At 69.2% G+C, this 15826-nt stretch carries 11 protein-coding genes; 7 read left to right on the top strand and 4 right to left on the bottom strand.

Annotated elements, in window-relative coordinates:
* Positions 1-43: 43 nt before the first annotated feature.
* Complete coding sequence (locus ABD255_RS20450; protein WP_344216254.1) at positions 44-514, top strand: hypothetical protein; 471 nt, start codon at positions 44-46, stop codon at positions 512-514.
* Complete coding sequence (locus tag ABD255_RS20445) at positions 511-1449, top strand: HTTM domain-containing protein (protein ID WP_344216252.1); 939 nt, start codon at positions 511-513, stop codon at positions 1447-1449. The genes ABD255_RS20450 and ABD255_RS20445 overlap by 4 nt, the downstream gene beginning before the upstream one ends.
* On the opposite strand, the gene ABD255_RS20440 is transcribed toward ABD255_RS20445, so the two are convergent.
* On the bottom strand, positions 1375-1779 hold the full coding sequence (locus tag ABD255_RS20440) for a hypothetical protein (protein ID WP_344216250.1): 405 nt from the start codon (positions 1777-1779) through the stop codon (positions 1375-1377). The two genes, ABD255_RS20445 and ABD255_RS20440, sit on opposite strands and share 75 nt — an antisense overlap.
* Before the next feature lie 18 nt (positions 1780-1797).
* The gene (locus ABD255_RS20435; protein ID WP_344216248.1) at positions 1798-2205 is read right to left on the bottom strand and encodes a thiol-disulfide oxidoreductase DCC family protein; all 408 of its coding nucleotides are present in this window, start codon (positions 2203-2205) and stop codon (positions 1798-1800) included.
* A 127-nt stretch (positions 2206-2332) separates the two neighbouring features.
* Between ABD255_RS20435 and glnA the strand changes: the two genes are divergently transcribed.
* From glnA to ABD255_RS20420, 3 genes are all read left to right on the top strand, one after another.
* Entirely contained in the window at positions 2333-3673 is a 1341-nt protein-coding gene (gene glnA / locus ABD255_RS20430) for a type I glutamate--ammonia ligase (RefSeq protein ID WP_344216246.1), read from the top strand.
* A 114-nt stretch (positions 3674-3787) separates the two neighbouring features.
* Positions 3788-4873 carry a HupE/UreJ family protein gene (locus ABD255_RS20425; protein WP_344216244.1) on the top strand — a complete coding sequence of 362 codons (1086 nt, stop codon included), beginning with the start codon at positions 3788-3790 and terminating at the stop codon, positions 4871-4873.
* Entirely contained in the window at positions 4870-8523 is a 3654-nt protein-coding gene (locus ABD255_RS20420; RefSeq protein WP_344216242.1) for an outer membrane protein assembly factor BamB family protein, read from the top strand. The genes ABD255_RS20425 and ABD255_RS20420 overlap by 4 nt, the downstream gene beginning before the upstream one ends.
* 40 nt (positions 8524-8563) lie before the next feature.
* Here ABD255_RS20420 and ABD255_RS20415 read toward each other — a convergent pair whose 3' ends face one another.
* A complete protein-coding gene (locus tag ABD255_RS20415) occupies positions 8564-8881 on the bottom strand; it encodes a hypothetical protein (RefSeq protein WP_344216240.1) in 318 nt (105 codons plus the stop codon).
* 454 nt (positions 8882-9335) lie between these two features.
* Here ABD255_RS20415 and ABD255_RS20410 point away from each other — a divergent pair, with 454 nt between their 5' ends.
* Together ABD255_RS20410 and trmB are read left to right on the top strand one after the other, a co-directional pair.
* Positions 9336-12320, top strand: coding sequence for a bifunctional [glutamine synthetase] adenylyltransferase/[glutamine synthetase]-adenylyl-L-tyrosine phosphorylase (locus tag ABD255_RS20410; protein WP_344216238.1), 2985 nt, complete (start codon positions 9336-9338; stop codon positions 12318-12320).
* A gap of 77 nt (positions 12321-12397) precedes the next feature.
* Positions 12398-13099, top strand: a complete 702-nt coding sequence (gene trmB, locus ABD255_RS20405; RefSeq protein ID WP_344216236.1) for a tRNA (guanosine(46)-N7)-methyltransferase TrmB — start codon at positions 12398-12400, stop codon at positions 13097-13099.
* Here the strand turns inward: trmB and ABD255_RS20400 are convergent.
* Positions 13080-15752, bottom strand: a complete 2673-nt coding sequence (locus ABD255_RS20400; protein WP_344216234.1) for a family 78 glycoside hydrolase catalytic domain — start codon at positions 15750-15752, stop codon at positions 13080-13082. The two genes, trmB and ABD255_RS20400, sit on opposite strands and share 20 nt — an antisense overlap.
* Positions 15753-15826 lie beyond the last annotated feature (74 nt).

Here is a 15826-nt window from a genome sequence, read left to right as displayed (position 1 = left end):
GCTCGAAGTCGCTGTCCTGAGGATCGCCCGTCGGTGGTGTGTAATGGCGGGCGTGACGAGTGGGCAGGAGGTTCGGCTGGGTCGGGTCGGCAAAGGGGCCCGGGTTGTTGTCGCCCTGGTCGGGGTCGGGCTGCTGGTGAACGGGTCGGTGCGGGCGACGGATGACGTCTGGCCGTTCGGGCCGATGTCGCAGTACGCGGGGATGATCGCGGACGACGCCTCCATCGCCTACACCCGGATCAGCGCGCAGACCGATGCCGGGACCACCGTCGACGTGCCGTTGAACATCGAGGGCGCGGGCGTCGCCCGGGCCGAGATCGAGGCGCGGACCGGGGAGATCGTGAAGGATCCCTCGCTGCTCCAGGCGGTGGCCGACGGGTGGGCGCGCAAGCACCCGGACGAGCCGAAGTACGTGAAGCTCGAACTGATTCGCGACACCACCACACTGGTGAAGGGCCGGGTCGACGGCCCGCCGACGCCCGAAGTACTGGCGACCTGGGTGGTGCGGAAGTGAAGCGGGTCGCGGACTGGTTCACCCCGGCGATCGCGCTGGCCCGGATCGCGTGGTTGCGGACGATCCTCTACCTGTTCGTCATCCTCGACATGCACGCCTTCGTCCGCGACACGCGGCTCAAGGGCGAGCACCCCGGCCTGTACCAACCGTTGTTCCTGGCGAGGCTGTTCGACCTGCCCAAGCCGTCCGTCGCGAACACGACCACCCTGTACGTCGTACTGATCGTCTTCTGCCTGATCGCCGCGACGAACAGGTTGCCCCGGCTCGCGGGCTGGATCGTCGCCCCCGCGTTCACCTGGTGGGTGCTGATCGGGATGAGCGACGGCAAGGTGGACCACGACCACCTGGCCCTGGTGGTCGCGCTCTGGGTGATGCCGACCGTGGCGTCCCGTGGGCGCGGCTGGAACTGGAAGTGGCGGCGAGACGTCTCGCCGTACGCGGACCAGACCAGGTCCGAGGCGGCGGGCTGGGCGATCCGGTGCGTGCAGATCTCGGTCGTCGCCACCTACTTCCTCTCCGCGATTGCCAAGCTCCGGGGCGCGGGGTGGACTCTCGCCTGGCCGAACAGCGCGATCCTGACCTGGGCCATCGTCCGCCGTCCGCACCCGGTGGGGGAGTGGCTGCTGGGACACCCGTGGATGCTGCAGGTGATGCAGTGGGTCGGGATCATCGGCGAGTTCCTGTCGCCGGTGGTCCTGTGGCTCAAGGGCCGCTGGCAACTGCTCGGCGCGCTGTTCTTCATCGGGTTCCACCTCGCGAACACCGCGATCCTGCTGATCCACTTCCTGCCGACCGTGGTCTGCTGGCTCGCCTTCGCGCCGCTGGAGCGGATCGTGCCGTGGTTCCGGAAGCGCTGGGGGTCAGACCGCGACGCCGGACAGTCCGAAGACCAGACCGAAGACAGCCGGCAGGCCAAGCAGCAGGCCGGCGCGTAGCCGGAAGCGGCGCCCGCCCGGACCCGGAGTACGGACGACGCGGGACAGCACCGCACCGGCGTACCCGAAGACCAGCGCGGCGAGCAGGATCTGCTTGGTCGGCAGGGTGGCGTCGTCGTGGGTCAGCCCGAGCGTGACCAGCCCGGGGCAGCAGAACGCGAACATGCCGAAGCCGAGCTCCGGGATCGGCAGCCAGCGGCGACCCAGCACATCCTGCTCGGCCGGCCGCTTGCGCTGGATCGACCGGACGAACCGGCCGGTGCTGAGCAGCAGGTCGCTGACGCAGAGGATCGCAGCCACGATCAGCGCCGCGTGAAAGATCGTCCGCACCCAGAGGAGACTAGGCCCTCAGGGCTCTTTGTGGGGCGGAAGGGCGCAGGCGGGCGTGCCGCCGGGCATCTTGTCCCGGTTGTTCGCGATCAGGCGGTAGATCCCGGCCGCGATCCAGCGCACGGGTGGGAGCGTGATCACCGTCCCGAGCGCCTTCCAGGCGCCGCCGCTGTGGATCAGCCAGCGCGCGAACGCCTGCGCGCCGCCGTGGATCCGCCCGGCCGCGTCCACCCACAGCACCTCGTACGTCGCCCGCTCCGCGGTGGTCCCGTACGCCGCCAGGTCGGTGAACTGCCAGGGCTCCACCGGTACCCCGGTCCGCAGCCGCGCCTGCAGCCAGCGGGCGCTCGTCGTACAGAAGGCACAGTCGCCGTCGAAGATCAGAATCGGGGCCGGGGCGGGGGGCTGCGCAGGGCTCGGGGACACACCACCACCGTACTGCGGGGCCGAGTGCGAGCGATGTCTCCTCCAGCACGTAACGTCTGCTTAACACGGCCGGGGCAGACTGTGTGAGGCCGCAGGAATCGTTCGACCCAGAGAGGTGGACTCGCCGATGGACAAGCAGCAGGAGTTCGTGCTGCGCGCGCTCGAGGAGCGCGACGTACGGTTCGTCCGGCTCTGGTTCACCGACGTGCTCGGGTTCCTCAAGTCGGTGGCGGTCGCGCCGGCCGAACTGGAGGGCGCGTTCGCCGAGGGGATCGGGTTCGACGGCTCCGCGATCGAGGGCTTCGCCCGGGTGACCGAGGCGGACATGCTGGCCAAGCCGGACCCGTCGACGTTCCAGATCCTGCCCTGGCGGGGCGAGACGATGGGCACCGCGCGGATGTTCTGCGACATCAACATGCCGGACGGCTCGGCCTCGTTCGCCGACCCGCGGCACGTGCTGAAGCGGACCCTGTCGAAGGCTGCCGACCTCGGTTTCACGTTCTATACGCACCCCGAGATCGAGTTCTACCTGTTCAAGTCGCTCACCGGCGCGCCGGGCACCTACCCGGAACCGGTCGACTCGTCCGGGTACTTCGACCACACCCCGCAGGGCATCGGCAACGACTTCCGCCGCGAGGCGATCACGATGCTCGAGTCGATGGGCATCTCGGTCGAGTTCAGCCACCACGAGGGCGGCCCGGGCCAGCAGGAGATCGACCTGCGGTACGCCGACGCGCTGAGCACCGCCGACAACATCATGACGTTCCGGGTCGTCGTCAAGGAGGTCGCGCTCTCGCAGGGCATCTACGCGTCCTTCATGCCGAAGCCGCTGAGCGATCAGCCGGGCTCCGGGATGCACACCCACATGTCGCTGTTCGAGGGCGACCGGAACGCGTTCTTCGAGGGCGGCGCGCAGTACCAGTTGTCCAAGACCGGCCGCGCGTTCATCGCGGGGTTGCTGCACCACGCGGCCGAGATCACCGCGGTGACGAACCAGTGGGTGAACTCCTACAAGCGGCTCGCCGTCGGCGACGAGGCCCCGTCGTTCATCTCGTGGGGCCACAACAACCGCTCCGCGCTGGTCCGGGTGCCGATGTACAAGCCGCACAAGGGTCAGTCGAGCCGGGTGGAGTTCCGTTCGCTGGACTCGGCGGCGAACCCGTACCTCGCGTTCGCGCTGATGCTGGCGGCCGGGCTGAAGGGCATCGAGGAGGGGTACGAACTGCCCCGCGAGGCCGAGGACGACGTCTGGTCGCTGACCGCGCGCGAGCGCAAGGCGCTCGGGATCAAGCCGCTGCCGAGCAGCCTGGCGGAGGCGATCCAGGCGATGGAGGACAGCGAACTGGTCGCCGAGACCCTCGGCGAGCACGTCTTCGACTTCTTCCTGCGCAACAAGCGGGCCGAGTGGCAGGACTACCGTCGCCAGGTCACCCCGTTCGAGCTGAACAAGCTACTACCGGTGCTCTGATTCTGCAGCGTCTGCGACAGAGTCGCAGATGGTTACTACTTGCCGTGTTGGAGCGGTAAACAGTTTCCTGATCGGTCACCTGCTGGTCGTCCGGGGCGCGTGAGATGTCGTCTCATGCGGCGACTGCTGGCGTTCTCCGGGCTCGTGCTCTTCCTGTTCGGCGCTGCGGTGACCACGGCCGACGCGCACGTCATCGCGTCGACCGGCTACTCCACCGTCACCCAGGACGGCGCGCGGGTGGACTACCTCCTCAGCCTGGAGTACGCAGTACTGGCGCGGGCGGTCGACCTCGGAGCCCCAGCGACCGACGACGCGCAGCGCGCCGAGGCACTCCACCGGAACGAGGCGAGGCTCGAGGAGTACCTCGACGAGCGCGTCGTCGTCTCGCTCGACGGCGCCGCCTGTGAACCCGCGATCCGGCGCACGTCGATCGGGAAACGCGCCGACCAGCCGTACGCCGACCTCGCGCTGACCTTCGTCTGCCCGGGATCCAGCGGCCTGTTCCACCTGCGGTACAAGGTGTTCCAGGACACCGACGCCGTCGTCGACGACCACCTGAACCAGGTCGAGTACCACTTCGGCGACCACAACGGGCGGACCGTCTTCGACAGCAGCCACCACGACTACACCGTCGGGGAGAGCTCGCTGGCGACGTCGAGCCTGCAGTATGGCCGGATGGGTGTGAAGCACATCCTGCTCGGCCTCGACCACGTGCTGTTCGTGATCGCCCTCATCATCGGCGCGAAGAGCGTCCGCAACCTCCTGCAGGTCACCTCGACCTTCACCCTGGCGCACAGCGTCACGCTCATCTCCACCCTGATCGGCGGCGTCACCGTGCCCGCGATCGTCGTGGAGCCCCTGATCGCGCTGTCCATAGCGTTCGTCGCGCTCGAGAACCTGCTAGGGGGCAACTCCACCCGCCACCGGCTGCCGGTGGTCTTCGGTTTCGGTCTTCTGCACGGTCTCGGCTTCGCCGGGTCGTTGCGGATCACCGATGAGGCCGGCGCGGATCTGCTGGTCTCGCTGCTCAGCTTCAACGTCGGGATCGAGACGGGCCAGGCGCTGCTGCTGGTCGCGGTCTTCCCGCTGCTCCTGCTGGTCCGCAAGACCAGGTACGCGGTACCGGCGCAACGTACGGCGACCGGGGTCGTCGCCGCCTTCGGCCTCTTCTGGTTCGTGGAAAGGTTCCTTCTCTCATGACTCCCCTCAGCGCCAGGCCCAGAATCGGGCTGCCCAAGATCGGGTTGGGGCACAAGCTTCTGTACGGCGCCACCGCCGGCCTCACCGTGCTCGTCATCGGGGTGCCGCTCACCGGCGCCCTGGCGGACGCGGACGAGGCGCCGAGCGCCACCATCTCCGGCACCGTCTTCGAGGACGAGGACAACGACGGCCGGCTCGACAATCGCGAGAAGCCACTGGCCGGCGTCACCGTGTCCGACGGTCAGAAGATCGTCGTCACCGACGAGGCCGGGCGCTACTCGCTCCAGTCCGACGTCGAGCGGCGTGACACGGACCTGGTCTTCGTCAGCCAGCCGGCCGGCTACTCGGTCGGCACCGACGACACGATGCAGCCGAGGTTCTACCGCAACCTCGGCGCGCTCGCCGCCGCCAGCACCAGGGAGGTCGACTTCGGCCTCCGCAAGGACAAGGCGTCGGCCGCGGGCGGGTTCACCTTCGGCAACGTCGCCGACCCGCACGTGAACGCCCAACTGCCCGACCAGATCGCGGAGATCAACACCACCCGCAAGGAACTGGCCTTCATCCAGGTCAGCGGCGACCTGACGAACAACGCGACCGACGCGGAGTTCGAGTACTACAAGGCGAGCACCGCGAAGTCGAAGGTGCCGGTCTGGCCGGCCGTCGGCAACCACGAGTACGCGGCCGGCTCGACGTACGCGGCGCGGATCGACAACTACCGCAAGCACGTCGGGCCGGAGTGGTACTCCTTCGACTACAGCGACCGGCACTTCCTGGTGCTGGAGAACAACGGTGCCGCGCCGTTCGCCGAACAGTTGGAGTGGGTCAAGGCCGACCTCGCCCAGAACGTGAAGCGGGGCAAGCACCTGGTCGTCCTGACCCACCAGCCGATGAACGTGCCGTTCGGGTCGCCGTCGGTCTACGACGAGTTCGGCAAGGTGCTCGAGCAGTACGGCGCCGAGCTGATCCTGGTCGGCCACGAGCACTCCAACGACGTGGAGCCGAGGAGCGACTTCGCCGGCACGGCGAAGCACATCCAGACGGTGTCCAGTTCGTACACGATCGACAACTCGCCGCGCGGGTTCCGGTTCGTGAACATGGACAACAAGGCCTTCGACAACCCGTTCCGGATCTACGGCGCGGAGCAGGACCTGACCATCGTCAGCCCCGCTCCGGGCACGTCGATCCCGCTGGACAGGTTCCCCGGCATCCAGGTGAACGCCTACGACACCAGCGACGAGCCGGTCAGCGCGCGGTACCGGGTCGACCGTGGTCGTTGGGCCGACCTGAAGTCGACCGGCGAGTTCACCTGGTACGCACCGCTGCCGGCCGGGCTGAAGAAGCCGATCGGTCCGCACAGCGTCGAGGTGGAGGTGGAAGACGAGAACGGTGCCCGCTGGACCGCGACCTCGAACTTCACCTTCACGGCCGGCCAGGCGATCGTCCCGGTGGCCGGGGCCGACTGGTCGCAGCACCACGGCGACGCCGCCCACGCGGGTGTCGCGACGGACGCGATCGCGGCCGGCCAGCGGCTGGCCTGGTCCTACCGGACCAAGGGCACCTTCCTGACCGGCTCGCCGGCCATCGTCGACGGCGTCGTGTATGCCGGCACCCGGGACGAGAACGGTGACGGCAACAGTGCCGTGCACGCCGTCTCCCAGGTGACCGGCAAGGTGCTGTGGACCTACCCGGTGCCGTCGTCGGTGCACGGCAGCATCGCGGTGTCGGATGGCCTCGTCTACGTGCCGACGCTGCGCGGCACGTTGTTCGCGGTGGACGCGAAGACCGGGCAGCTGAAGTGGCGCAACGACCCGGGCCCGGCACCCGACGGCAACAACCAGCGCACCTACGGGTACTACGGCGTCACGGTTGCCGACGGCAAGGTTCTCTTCCCGTACCAGACCCGCTTCGGTGAGGCCTCGGCCGGCATCGTGGTCGCGCTGGACGCCAGGACCGGCCGGCGGATCTGGGCCTCGCCGATGGCCGGCAGCACGATGAGCGACGGTACGCCGGCGGTCGCCGACGGACGCGTGTACGTCGGCAACCATGACGGCAGCATCGTGATCGCCTACGACCTGGCGACCGGCAAGAAGCTCTGGACCGGCACCGACACCCTCGGCGGCTGGCAGGACGGCGTCCCGTCCGCGGCCGACGGCAAGGTGTACATCGGCTCGAACAACGGCATCGTCGCCCGCGACGGAGCCACCGGCGCGGTCCTGTGGAGCTACACGAGCCCGCACCCGTCCCTGGTCAACGGCGGAGCGACCCCGTCCGCGGCGACGATCAAGGGCAACACCGTCTACATGTCCTTCCCGAGCGGTGCGGTGACGGCGCTCAACGCGACCACCGGCGCTGTCATCTGGGACCACCTGCTGCCCGGCTCGCAGTACCGGGGTGGTTCGTTCACCTCGCCGGCGCTGTCCGGGAACACCTTGTTCGTGGGTGCCAACAGTGGGGGGTTCTACGCGCTCGACGCCGGTACGGGTCAGCCGCTGTGGCAGCAGAACATCGGCACCTGGGTGTCGGCCGGACCTGCGGTCAGCGGCAACACGGTGGTCGTCGGCGCGCTCGACGGCAACCTCTACGCGTTCACCCCGGGCGGTACCACGGCGGCGCCGTGGCCGGTCGTGACGGGCAACGTGACCAACAAGACCACGGGCGCACCGGCGGCCAACACCACCGTCAGCGTGGTGCAGGGTGGTTCGGCGATCGGCTTCACCTCCACCGACGCCGCGGGCAGCTTCCGGGTGGGGCTCAAGCAGGGACCGGGCAAGTACACGGTCCAGGTGGCTCAGTTGGGCTTCGGCACTGCCGCGAAGGAGATCGAGGTCGGTGCCGGGGGAGCGGCCGAGCTGAACCTGGAGATCTCGCCGGTGAACGTCGACGCGAGCATCGGCAAGCGCCTCCCGAGCGGTCTGGTCGAAGGCGGCCCGGGCGACATCGTGATCGAGAACAAGCACCTCGCGATGGCGATCGCCAAGGTCTACAACGACCCGCAGTTGACCCAGTCGACCACCGGCAAGGTGCTCGACCTGGCGATCACCGGTCAGCCCGACCAACTCGACTGGATCAACCTGCCGTACGTGAGCACGGCCGAGCCGGTCGGGGGCAACTCGTGGCAGCAGTTGCAGACCCGGTCGAACGATGTCCAGGTCGTCGAGAACACCGGGACCAAGGCCGTCGTCCGGGTCACCGGCACGTCTGCGGAGCACCCGGGCCTGAAGATCGTCACGACGTACACGGCGACGGCGGACGAGCAGTTCATCACCGCGGCGACGACCTTCAGCAACGACTCTGCGGCGGCGCTGTCGGTCTGGGCCGGCGACGCGATGGACCACGATGGTCCCGGTTCGCGCTCGGCGGTGTCCGGCTTCCCGGTGATCACCAGCGGTGGACCGTTCAGCCAGGTGCCGGACGCGAAGCGGTGGATCGGGCAGGCCGGCACCGGGCCGGACAACCAGACGTACGGCCTGATCTACAGCGGCGACAGCGGCGCCTTCACCGGCTACTCGCAGAGCAACTTCACGATGAGCAAGTTCAAGCTCGAGCTTCCCGCCGGTGGTGGCCACACCATCAGCCGGAAGATCGTGGTCGCCTCCAACGGAGGCGCCGCGGACAAGTTCGCGGTACTGAACCAGATCGCCGCTCAGTAGTCACCGTCAGCCGGGCCGCTGCAAGCGGTCGGCTGGACGGTCAACTGGCGCCGGCGCGTTCGTGCGCGCTCCACCGCGATGCGGCGGTGGAGTGGCGGTACGGCGCGTCGGCGTCTCCGGTGGGCGGGCGGAGCGCGGTGAGGCCGGTGATGTCGAGCGGCTCGACTCTCTCGGCCACCGGCGTGCCGTCGGGCGCGAGCGCGTGCACCTCTTCCACCGTGAGCAACCCGACCGGGCGGACCCCTTCGGTGATCACCACGATGCAACCCGGCACCACCTGCTGGGCGCGGTTGCCCGGAGAGGGCACCAAAATGCCCTCGGCGGGGGAGCGCCACGCACCCGGCGCGAACCGCCGCAACGCCAGTCCGGTTTGTCCGTCTTCAGGCGTTCTCGGTGGAAGGTAGGCAGTTGCTGAGTAGTCGTAATCGTAGTCCGGCTCAGGCGGCCCGGACACTCGCCCACCCTGCTGGGGCGTCAACCAGACCACCGTGCCCCGAACAGCAAGCGACCCCGTCATCATGACCATAACCAGCCATCATGCCGACTACAGCCCGAATATGCCAGACAACTCCGTGTGTTGACCGCAATCTCCCCGCAACCCCCTCGCGCGCTGCCCGAGATCTCCGGCTCGCCACTAGTGTCCTGAGTCGGAAGTTCGTGCACATCTCCGGCGCCCAGGCACGCACCTCGCCGCGTTGGAGAAACGGCCACGATGGAAAAGCATCGAGGCCGCTTCTCCGCCTTGCGATGCACGCACCTGGACACCGGAGCTGAAGCACGAACTTCCGACTCAGGACACTAGGCTGGCGGGCGTGGCTGAGGTGCGGAGGATTTCGGGTGAGGGCCGGCTGGCGCGGGCCGGGTTCGCGGATTCGCAGCGGGCCGCGCGGCTGCTGAACGAACTCGACGGGCTGGACGCGCACAGCCCGATGGCGAGTGAGCAACTGATCACCGCGCTGTCGGAGTCGGCCGATCCCGACCTGGCGCTGACCGGCGTTGTCGGCCTGGCCGAGTCGCTGCACCAGAACGGGTACGACCTCGCGGCCTTCGCGCGCACCCTCGACATGGACTCCGACTTCCGCCGCCGGCTGACCTTCGTGCTCGGCGCGAGCGAGGCGCTCGGGCGGCATCTGAGCGTGCACCCGCGGCACTGGTACGACCTGGCGGATCCGGCGCTGGCGGCGTCCCGGCCGACCCCCGACGACGTCGCGGCGCGCCTCGCCACCGCGGTGGACGCGGAGAACCCGGTCGACGCGTTGCGGGTGGAGTACCGGCGGTTGCTGCTGAGGCTGGCGGCGCGGGATCTCGCCGAGGGACTGCTCGTCGACGAGACTGCCGCAGTACTGGCTGATCTGGCCGGGGGTGCGCTGGAGACCGCGCTGCGGATCGCGCGCGACGACTACTTCACGGCGCATCCCGAGGCAGCCGACTGCCGGCTCGCGATTGTTGCCATGGGCAAGTGCGGCGGCCGGGAGCTCAACTACGTGAGCGACGTGGACGTGCTGTTCGTCGCCGAACCGCTGGCGGGTGAGCCCGAGGCCCCCGCGCTGAAGACGGCGACCCAGCTCGCGTCGGCGACGATGCGGATCTGCTCGGCGCACACGGCCGAGGGCACACTCTGGCCGGTCGACGCCGCGCTGCGCCCGGAGGGGAAGTCGGGCCCGCTGGTGCGGACGCTCGACAGCCACCTCGCGTACTACCAGCGCTGGGCGAAGACCTGGGAGTTCCAGGCGCTGCTCAAGGCGCGGCCGGTCGCCGGTGACGCCGAGCTCGGGCAGGCGTACGCCGAGAAGTCCGGCGATCTGGTCTGGTCGGCGGCTGACCGGGACGGGTTCGTCGATGACGTGCAGGCGATGCGGCGTCGCGTGGTCGACCACATCCCGGCCGCGGACGCGGATCGCCAGTTGAAGCTCGGGCCGGGTGGTCTGCGCGACGTGGAGTTCGCAGTACAACTGCTGCAGCTGGTCCATGGTCGCAGTGACGAGTCGGTGCGGAGCGGGACCACGTTGGTCGCGCTGGAGCAGTTGACCTCGTCGGGCTATGTGGGTCGCACCGATGGGGCGGTGATGGCAGACGCCTATCGGTTCCTGCGGTCGATGGAGCACCGGATCCAGTTGTACCGGTTGCGGCGTACGCATCAGGTGCCTGACCAAGACGATGACCTGCGCCGGCTCGGGCGGTCGCTGGGGTTCACCAAGAACCCGATCGACGACCTGACCGCGGCGTGGAAGAAGCACGGGCTCGAAGTACGGCGGCTGCACGAGAAGCTCTTCTACCGGCCGCTGCTGGCCGCGGTCGCGCGGATCCCCGGCGGCGAAGTACGGCTGACGCCCGAGGCGGCGAAGCAGCGGCTGACCGCCCTCGGGTACGCCGATCCGGCGTCGGCGCTGCGCCACATCGAGGCGTTGTCCGAGGGGGTGTCGCGGCGTTCGTCGATCCAGCGGGCGTTGCTGCCGGCCATGCTCGGCTGGTTCGCCGAGTCGCCGGATCCGGATGCCGGGCTGCTCGCGTTCCGGACCATCTCCGACGCGCTCGGCTCGACCCCTTGGTACCTGCGTCAGTTACGTGACGAGGGCGCGTCGGCCGAGCGGCTCGCGCACCTTCTGGCCAGCGGCCGGTACGCCGTCGACCTGCTGCAGCGTGCGCCCGAGGCGACGGCGATGCTCGCCGACGAACGGGAACTGTCTGCGCGGTCCCAGGAGTCGTTGCTGACCGAGATGTCCGCGGCGGGGCGTCGCAAGGACGAACCCGAGGCGGCGGTCGCGGCGATCCGCGGTGCGCGGCGACGCGAGCTGTTCCGGGTCGCGGCGGCGGATCTGTCCGGGCTGCTCGAGGTCGAGGCGGTCGGCGAGGCGCTGACCACGATCTCGGTCGCGACGCTGACCGCGGGGCTCGAGGTGGCCCGGCGGACCATCGCCAAGGGCGAACCCGAACCGACCCGGATCTCGATCGTCGCGATGGGCCGGTTCGGCGGCCACGAACTCAGCTACGGCAGCGATGCCGACGTCATGTTCGTGCACGACCCGCTGCCCGGCTTCTCGGAGAAGGCCGCGACCGACTTCGCGACCCAGGTCGCCACCGAACTGCGCCGCCTGCTCGCCCTCCCCGGCGCCGATCCGGCGGTCGCGATCGACGCCGACCTGCGTCCTGAGGGTCGCCAGGGTCCGTTGGTGCGCACGCTCGCCTCCTACGCCTCGTACTACGCCCGCTGGTCGGCCGTGTGGGAGGCGCAGGCCCTGCTGCGAGCCGATCCGTTGTGCGGTGATCCCGAACTGTGCAAGGCGTTCCGGGAGTTGATCGACCCGCTGCGCTACCCGGCCGGCGGCATCAGGGAACGCGACGTGGTCGAGATCCGGCGGATCAAGGCGCGCGTCGACGCCGAGCGGTTGCCGCGTGGCGCCGACCCGGCGACGCACACCAAGCTCGGCCGCGGCGGACTGGCCGACATCGAGTGGACGGTCCAGCTACTCCAGATGCGCGAGGCCCACCACATCGAGGGCCTCCGTACGACTCGGACCCTCGGCGCACTCCGGGCCGCGGTCGACGTAGGCCTGGTCGAGCCCCCCGACGCCGACATCCTCAGCCGCGCCTGGGAACTGGCCACCCGCATCCGCAACGCCATCATGCTCGTCCGCGCCCGCCCCGGCGACTCCCTCCCACGCGACCCCCGCGACCTCGCCGCCGTAGCCCAGATCTGCGGCTATCCCACCGGCGAGACCAGCCGCTTCTCCGACGACTACCTCCGCCGAACCCGCCAGGCCCGCAACGTAGTAGACCGCCTCTTCTGGGGCGACTGACTCCCCGAGCCGAGGTGGCTCAGTTGCCAAGGTCGGACCAAGGTTGTTCGCCGAGCGGGCTCGCCTACGATTGGTGGGTGGAGACGGTGGATCAGATCAGGCAGGCGGGGGTGTTCAGCCATGTCCGGCGGAGTGTGCGGATGACGGCTGGACAGCAGCGGGTTTGGGAGACCAACTGGGGGTTGTTGGGGAAGAAGCTGGAGGAGTTGCCGGCCGGAGACCTCGACCTGGGCGACTGGTTCGGGCGGGAAGCGCCGACTGTGCTGGAGATCGGGTCGGGGATGGGGGATGCGACGGCTCAGTTGGCGGCGCAGGCGCCTGAGGTGAATCACCTGGCGGCTGAGGTCTACCCGGCGGGGCTGGGGCAGTTGATGTTGTGGGTGGAGAAGTATGGGCTCGACAACGTTCGGCTGCTGCACGGTGACGCGCTGGACTTTCTGCGCGACCACCTGCGGCCGGACTCGCTGGCCGGAGTACGGGTGTTCTTTCCCGATCCGTGGCCGAAGAAGCGGCACCACAAGCGGCGGCTGATCACGCCGAGATTCGTCGGTCTGCTCGCGTCCCGGCTGCAGCCGGGGGGACGGTTGCACCTGGCAACGGACTGGCAGGACTACGCGGAGCAGATGCTGGCGATCTGCACCGCGGAGCCGCTGCTCAGCAACGAGTTCGACGGCTGGGCGCCACGGCCCGACTGGCGGCCGGTGACCAAGTTCGAGTCACGCGCTCACGCCGAGGGCCGGATCTGTCGCGACCTGATGTTCACGAAGTCCGCGACGTGAAGTTCCAGTGACCTGACGGCACGGTGTAGACGGTGTAGCCGTCCGCATACACAGGCTCACCGGCATAAGGCGCAGGCACTGCTGTGACGTCGCCGGCCGCCGCCGAAGGCACGTGTACTTCGGCTGTCGCACCCACCGGCACCTGTACTTCGAGCTGGAACACCCGCCCGATCCGGCGCCACGAGACCGCGACCCGCCCGCGCACGGTGTCGGTCCGCAGCGAAGCCGAGTTCACCTGTTCCCGGCCGTCGGGCCGAACCAGGATCCGCTCCCAGCCCGCCGCCACATTACGCAGCCCGGCCACGTTCTCCAGCAACCACTGCGCGACCGTGCCCTGGAAGTAGTGGTTGCGAGATCGGGTGTCGGTCTCCCACATCTCCCACATCGTGTCGGCGCCCTGGTCGAACCAGTAGCCCCAGCTGGGATACGTCCGCTGCAACGCCACCTTCGCGGCCACGTCCGCATGGCCGAAGGCACTCAGCACCGGAAGCAGTACGCCGACGCCCAGGCAGCCGGTGTTGAGGTGGAAGTCGCGCGCTTCGAGGTCGGCGACCAGGTTCGCCACGACGGCAGGAACGAGATCGTCGGGAACGAGACCGAAAGCCAGCGGTACGGCGTTCGACGTCTGCCGGTAGTCCGGATCCGACGCCGACCGATAAACCCCGGCCGATCGATCGAGGAACGCTCGGTTGAGCCCGTCGGCCAACTCGGCGGCAGATTTCCGAAGGCGATCCGCCTCGGCCGCACGCCCGAGGAGATCCCCGATCTCGGCGACGGCGAGCACGGCGCGGTACAGGTACGCAGTACCGGTGAGGCGGCGGTCTTCCGGCGGTGGGCCGGCCGGGTAGCCCGGGGGGATCCAGTCGCCGAGCACACTGAGGGACAACCCGTCCTCGACTCGGGCGAGCTCGTAGTCGACATACCGCAGTACTGCGTCCCAGTGGTCCGCGAGGAGCCGCTCGTCGCCGTACCAGCGGTGCATCTCGCGCAGGATGAACGGGTAGACCGTCGACCACTCGGTGGCAGGTGCGAGCTCGGTGTATCCCCAGTCGCCGGTCGGCACGATCACCGGCAGCCGGCCCTCGGCGTCCTGGCTGTCGCGCAGGTCCCCGAGCCACTTGGTGAAGAAGCGGGCCATGTCGAGCGTGCCTGCCATCGTCGGGGCACCGACCTGGGCATCGCCGGTCCAGCCGTTCTTCTCCAACTTCGGGGTGTCGGTCGGGATGCCGTGCAGGTTGTTCAGCACGGTCCGCCGCATCGCGTGGTCGATCTGCTCGTACAGCGGCGCGCTCGCGGTGAACCGGCTGATCTCCCGGACGTCGGAGTGCACCACCCGCATCGTCACCGCGCCGGGCAGCGGCTCACCGGGAAATCCCTCGAGCTGCACGTAGCGGAAGCCCTTGTAGGAGAAACGCGGCTCCCACTCCTCGACGCCGTTGCCAGCAGCAATGAATTCGTCGCGCTGGAAGCGGTCCTTGTGCACGTGCTTGTTCTGCGCGAACACCGTGCCGTCGGCCAGCAACCACTCGCCGTGAGTGAGGCTGATCGTCGTACCGGCGGGGGCGCTCACCCGGAGCTTGGTCCAGCCCGCGGTGGTCCGGCCGAAGTCGGCGACCCAGACTCCCGGCTTGGGCTGGGTGAACCCGACCGGCGCGACGTCCTCGATCACCCGGATGGGTTCGTGCTCCTGCGCGCGTACGGCACCGCGCGGCGCGGGCAGCACCAACGCGGGCCGCCACGAGCTGTCGTCGAAACCGGCCGCGTCCCAGCCGGCTGGATCGAGCCGCGCGTCGTAGGTCTCACCGCAGAACAGCGAGTCGGATCGCGTCGGCCCCTCGGTGACGCGCCACGTGTCGTCCGAGATGATCTCCGTGACCGTGCCATCGGTGTGCTCGATCACGAGGCGGGCGATCAGCCGGGGCTCGGCGTTCCAGGGCGTCTGGTGCCAGCGCCAGGTGTTGGGGGTGCTCAGCCCGAAGAAGCCTCGGCCGAGCTCCGCGCCGAGGACGTTGTCGCCGGCCTGCAGCAGCCCGGTCACGTCGTGGGAGACGTAGAGCACGGTCTCGTCGTAGTCGGTGAAGCCGGGATCTAGCACGGAGTCGCCTACGCGCTGCCCGTTCACACGCAGTTCTTGGTAGGCGAGTCCGCTCGCATAGAGCCGAGCACGCTCGACAGGAGCGGCCAGCGCGAAGGTGCGGCGCAGCAGCGGCGCGGGAACGTCCTCGTCGCGCACCTCTTCGCGAGCACCGATCCACTGCGCTCCGCCGAACCCCTCGGCCAGCAGCCCGGTCTCGAACCAGGTCGACGCGCTCCAGCGACCCACCTGCTCCAGCCCGTCCCACAGCCGGACGGCCCAGTGGTACCGCGTCCGCGGAGCCAGCGCCGGCCCTTCATAGACGACCCCGAAGGTCTTCGCCGAGGCCACCTTGCCCGAGTCCCACACATCGGCACTCTCTGGACTGAGCAGCTCCGGGTCAGACGCGACCAGCACCTGGTACGCCGACTGGGTGGCTCCATAGCCCGGGGCAGTGGCGATCCACCCCAGCCGGGGCCGGGTGACGTCGGTGCCCAGCGGGCGGTCGGCGTACTCCGTGGTGAGCTTGTCCGCGGTCAATGGTCCACCAGGGGTCCAGCTGTCCGGGCCGACAGGCATCAGGCAAGCTCCTCAACGCAGTGGGCAGATCCCGGAGGACCGTACGCAGCCTCCTGTCGTCAGATCAACAGCTA

It is taken from the genome of Kribbella sancticallisti, assembly GCF_039530625.1.
Taxonomy (GTDB): Bacteria; Actinomycetota; Actinomycetes; order Propionibacteriales; family Kribbellaceae; genus Kribbella; species Kribbella sancticallisti.
Note: the sequence above shows the minus strand (reverse complement) of the source record. Positions and strands in the feature narration are given on the sequence as shown.